This is a genomic window from Neisseria sp. SLRRB23, from assembly GCF_050896295.1.
In the GTDB taxonomy this organism is placed as follows: Bacteria; Pseudomonadota; Gammaproteobacteria; order Burkholderiales; family Neisseriaceae; genus Neisseria.
Genome location: NZ_JBPBFH010000059.1, coordinates 1 through 4,128, shown reverse-complemented (window position 1 = coordinate 4,128; position 4,128 = coordinate 1). Strand labels below are relative to the sequence as shown.

6 protein-coding genes and 1 pseudogene are annotated in these 4,128 nt (G+C 47.2%); 6 read left to right on the top strand and 1 reads right to left on the bottom strand.

Annotated elements, in window-relative coordinates; translation table 11 throughout:
* Positions 1–235, bottom strand: a pseudogene (locus ACRPFF_RS10850) (Imm26 family immunity protein); the annotation flags it as partial.
* 275 nt (positions 236–510) lie between these two features.
* On the opposite strand from ACRPFF_RS10850, the gene ACRPFF_RS10845 reads away from it, so the two are divergent.
* From ACRPFF_RS10845 to ACRPFF_RS10820, 6 genes are all read left to right on the top strand, one after another.
* Complete coding sequence (locus ACRPFF_RS10845; RefSeq protein WP_004467760.1) at positions 511–960, top strand: HvfX family Cu-binding RiPP maturation protein; 450 nt, start codon at positions 511–513, stop codon at positions 958–960.
* A 73-nt stretch (positions 961–1,033) separates the two neighbouring features.
* Positions 1,034–1,342 carry an HvfA family oxazolone/thioamide-modified RiPP metallophore gene (locus ACRPFF_RS10840; protein WP_003688122.1) on the top strand — a complete coding sequence of 103 codons (309 nt, stop codon included), beginning with the start codon at positions 1,034–1,036 and terminating at the stop codon, positions 1,340–1,342.
* A gap of 117 nt (positions 1,343–1,459) precedes the next feature.
* Positions 1,460–2,302, top strand: coding sequence for an HvfB family MNIO-type RiPP peptide maturase (locus tag ACRPFF_RS10835; RefSeq protein WP_432674652.1), 843 nt, complete (start codon positions 1,460–1,462; stop codon positions 2,300–2,302).
* Complete coding sequence (locus ACRPFF_RS10830) at positions 2,292–3,038, top strand: HvfC family RiPP maturation protein (protein ID WP_432674651.1); 747 nt, start codon at positions 2,292–2,294, stop codon at positions 3,036–3,038. The genes ACRPFF_RS10835 and ACRPFF_RS10830 overlap by 11 nt, the downstream gene beginning before the upstream one ends.
* A 21-nt stretch (positions 3,039–3,059) precedes the next feature.
* On the top strand, positions 3,060–3,647 hold the full coding sequence (locus ACRPFF_RS10825) for a sigma-70 family RNA polymerase sigma factor (RefSeq protein WP_013449652.1): 588 nt from the start codon (positions 3,060–3,062) through the stop codon (positions 3,645–3,647).
* A gap of 5 nt (positions 3,648–3,652) precedes the next feature.
* Positions 3,653–3,832 (top strand): zf-HC2 domain-containing protein, encoded by a 180-nt coding sequence (locus ACRPFF_RS10820; RefSeq protein WP_025458145.1) that lies wholly within the window; start codon positions 3,653–3,655, stop codon positions 3,830–3,832.
* Positions 3,833–4,128 lie beyond the last annotated feature (296 nt).

Below are 4,128 nucleotides of genomic sequence, written 5' to 3'. Positions count from 1 at the left end.
TCTCTAAATCAACTTGCCCTATCAGTTTCCAAATCTTCTTTCTTATGGCTGTTTCTATACAGGATTTATAAGTCTTAAACCCAACAGAAAGAAGCTCATCCATATTGGCTGTCTTTTCCGAGAGATAGTCAAAAATACCAAACTCGTATTGCCTCACCCTACATATGTAAGCAAATTTCCCATTTGGGAGCGAGATTTCATAGATTTTTCCGTATTTTTTTACGCCCTTATCCATATTGATTATTTTTAATGTGATTTATTTGATAAATTATCATCGAGTAGTCCCGTTTTGTTGTTGTCGGGATTAGCATTTGAAATGCATACCGTCCAAGGCGGGAATTATCTCACAACACCGCCGTTATCCAAATATCCCGCCTTTTTCCCTTTCTTTCCGTCAAAATACTTTCTTTTTATATTCATTAACTTGTTAGATTATTAGCTGACGAGTGTCAGTTTTTCCGACAAAATCCGTCTAATGGGGTATCAACAGAAACAAAAACAGGAACACTTATGAAAATCGGAACAACTTGGCAGACGGCATCCGCTATGCTGGTTTTGCGTCTGTTTGCCGCATATGAATTTTTGGAATCGGGTTTGCAAAAATGGAACGGGGAGAATTGGTTTTCCGAAATCAACGATCAATTCCCATTCCCGTTCAACTTGCTGCCGGACGCGTTAAACTGGAATCTCGCGATGTATGCGGAGCTTTTGCTGCCCATACTGTTGCTTTTGGGTTTGGCAACGCGCCTGTCGGCATTGGGGCTGATGGTCGTTGCCGCCATCGCTTGGGCTGCGGTTCACGCCGGTTCGGGTTACAATGTCTGCGACAACGGTTATAAAATGGCTTTAATTTATATCGTGGTATTAATCCCGCTGCTTTTGCAGGGTGCGGGCGGGTGGTCGCTGGATACGCTGCTGAAAAAACGGTTTTGCCCCCGATGCCGTCTGAAACAAGATTGATTCAGTCGTGGAATCTGACTTTAAACATTCCAACCTTATCTCGTTAACTTGATATTCTGAAAAGGAAATAGAAATGAACAAAAACATTGCTGCCGCACTTGCCGGTGCTTTATCCCTGTCTTTGGCCGCCGGTGCCGTTGCCGCCGACAAACCGGCAAGCAACGCAACAGGCGTTCAAAAATCCGCCCAAGGCTCTTGCGGCGCATCCAAATCTGCCGAAGGTTCGTGCGGCGCGGCTGCTTCTAAAGCAGGAGAAGGCAAATGCGGCGAGGGCAAATGCGGTGCGACCGTAAAAAAAGCCCACAAACACACCAAAGCATCTAAAGCCAAAGCCAAATCTGCCGAAGGCAAATGCGGCGAAGGCAAATGCGGTTCTAAATAATCCCGCCCCTTCAAACCAAGCCGCGTTTTTCAGTAAAATGCGGCTTTTTTAACGGCAAACAAAGATTTTTTTAAACAAGCACATTATTCTTTTGTGCCATCCGAACCGGGTAAAAATATGATTCAACACGCAGGCTTAGGCTACCGCCGCGACTTGGCGGAAGACTTTCTTTCACTTTCAGACGACAGCCCGATACGCTTTATTGAAGCTGCCCCCGAAAACTGGCTAAAAATGGGCGGCAGGGCGCGCAAACAGTTTGACCGCGTAGCGGAACGGCTGCCGCTGGCGTTGCACGGATTGTCTATGTCGCTGGGCGGGCAAGCCCCGCTGGATACCGATTTGATAGACGGCATCAAAGAAATGATGTGCCGTTATGACTGCACGTTTTTCTCCGATCATTTGAGCTACTGCCACGACGGCGGTCATCTTTACGATTTGTTGCCGCTGCCCTTCACCGAGGAAATGGTGCATCATACGGCGCGGCGTATCCGCGAAGTGCAAGACCGTTTGGGCTGCCGCATCGCCGTGGAAAACACGTCCTACTACCTGCATTCCCCGCTTGCCGAGATGAACGAGGTCGAGTTCCTCAACGCAGTTGCCCGTGAAGCCGACTGCGGTATTCATTTGGATGTGAACAATATTTACGTCAACGCTGTCAATCACGGCCTGTTGTCGCCTGAAGCCTTTTTAGAAAATGTGGATGCAGAGCGCGTGTGCTATATCCATATTGCCGGACATGACGTGGAAACGCCGGAATTGTTGATTGATACACATGGCGCGGCAGTTTTGCCGACTGTTTGGGACTTGCTCGAACTTGCCTATGCCAAACTGCCGACGATTCCGCCCACCCTGTTGGAACGCGATTTCAATTTCCCACCTTTTGCCGAACTCGAAGCCGAAGTTGCCAAAATTGCCGACTATCAAACGCGTGCCGGAAAGGAATACCGCCGTGCAGCCTAAAACCTCCGCCCAATACCAGCACCGTTTCGCCCAAGCCATACGCGGGGGCGAAGCCGCAGACGGCCTGCCGCAAGACCGCCTGAACGTCTATATCCGCCTGATACGCAACAATATCCACAGCTTTATCGACCGCTGCTATACCGAAACGCTGCAATACTTTGACAGCGAAGAATGGGGCCGTCTGAAAGAAGGTTTCGTCCGCGACGCGTGCGCCCAAACGCCCTATTTTCAAGAAATCCCCGGCGAGTTCCTACAATATTGCCAAAGCCTGCCGCTTTCAGACGGCATTTTGGCACTGATGGATTTTGAATATACCCAATTGCTGGCAGAAGTTGCACAAATTCCGGATATTCCCGACATTCATTATTCAAATCACAGCAAATACACCCCCTCCCCTGCGGCCTTTATCCGGCAATATCGATATGATGTTACCGATGATTTGCAGGAAGCGGAAACAGCCTTGTTAATATGGCGAAACGCCGAAGATGATGTGATGTACCAAACATTGGACGGCTTCGATATGATGCTGCTGGAAATAATGGGTTCCTCCGCGCTTTCGTTTGACACCCTTACCCATACCCTTGTCGAATTTATGCCTGAATCCGATAATTGGAAAAATATTTTGCTTGGGAAATGGTCAGGCTGGATTGAACAAAGGATTATCATCCCCTCCCTGTTCTCCATATCCGAAAATATGGAAGGCAATTCCTCTGGTCAAAACCATCTATCCGCATAAAATTACCTTACTCCCGATACTATGCCGCTACCCGACCTGACCGATGCCGAATTAATGGAGTCGCGCAAACTGCTTCTGCATTTTGCGCGGCTTCAATTGCCCGACCATCCTGATTTGGCTGAAGATTTAGTGCAGGAAACATTACTGTCCGCATACAGCGCAGGCGACAGTTTTCAAGGCAGGGCACTTGTCAACAGCTGGCTTTTTGCCATATTGAAAAACAAAATTATTGACGCATTACGTCAAATCGGGAGACAAAGGAAAGTCTTTACCGCACTGGATGACGAGCTGCTGGATGAAGCATTTGAAAGCCATTTTTCCCAAAACGGGCATTGGACGCCGGAAGGACAGCCGCAACATTGGAACACTCCGGAAAAATCATTAAATAACAACGAATTTCAAAAAATTCTGCAAAGCTGCCTATACAACCTTCCTGAAAACACCGCACGGGTATTTACCCTGAAAGAAATACTCGGTTTTTCATCCAACGAAATACAACAAATGTGCGGTATCAGTACAGCCAACTACCACACCATTATGCATCGCGCCCGAGAATCATTGCGCCAATGCTTACAAATTAAATGGTTCAACCAAGAAAACCCGAAGTAAACGTTATGAAAAAATGCCGCGATATTGCCCTGCTTCTTTCCAAACATCAGGAACGGGAAACCACTCTGGGCGAGAAGATTTCCATATACACGCACCTGCTGTTCTGCCCGCATTGCCGAGAATATAAAAGACAGCTTCAAACCATCAAAATATCACTGGCAAAAACAACCAGAACTTCAAAATAAATGCCGTCTGAAAGGGCTTCAGACGGCATAAGCTGACGGAAACAAATCAAACCGATTTACTGTTATCGGCAGTTCATCCATAATACACACTTCAAAAGCAGCATATTCCTCCATACGGAATATATAAATACGCAAAACACGAAGGCTGCATCAATTTGCTTTATTTGCCTCAGGGCAAAGCGCGCGCCGCTGTTGTCGGCTTTTTTCATTTGCGCTTTCAGGCTTTGATAGCCGGAATGCTNCATTACATTGAAATCTTGCGCGCGCAAGGCTTGTGCGTATTTCATCACNTGCAA

Bases quoted from the DNA above. Each gene is read 5' to 3' on its own strand.
- ACRPFF_RS10845 (WP_004467760.1), top strand. From the start codon at position 511: ATGAAAATCGGAACAACTTGGCAGACGGCATCCGCTATGCTGGTTTTG.
- ACRPFF_RS10840 (WP_003688122.1), top strand. From the start codon at position 1,034: ATGAACAAAAACATTGCTGCCGCACTTGCCGGTGCTTTATCCCTGTCT.
- ACRPFF_RS10835 (WP_432674652.1), top strand. From the start codon at position 1,460: ATGATTCAACACGCAGGCTTAGGCTACCGCCGCGACTTGGCGGAAGAC.
- ACRPFF_RS10825 (WP_013449652.1), top strand. From the start codon at position 3,060: ATGCCGCTACCCGACCTGACCGATGCCGAATTAATGGAGTCGCGCAAA.
- ACRPFF_RS10820 (WP_025458145.1), top strand. From the start codon at position 3,653: ATGAAAAAATGCCGCGATATTGCCCTGCTTCTTTCCAAACATCAGGAA.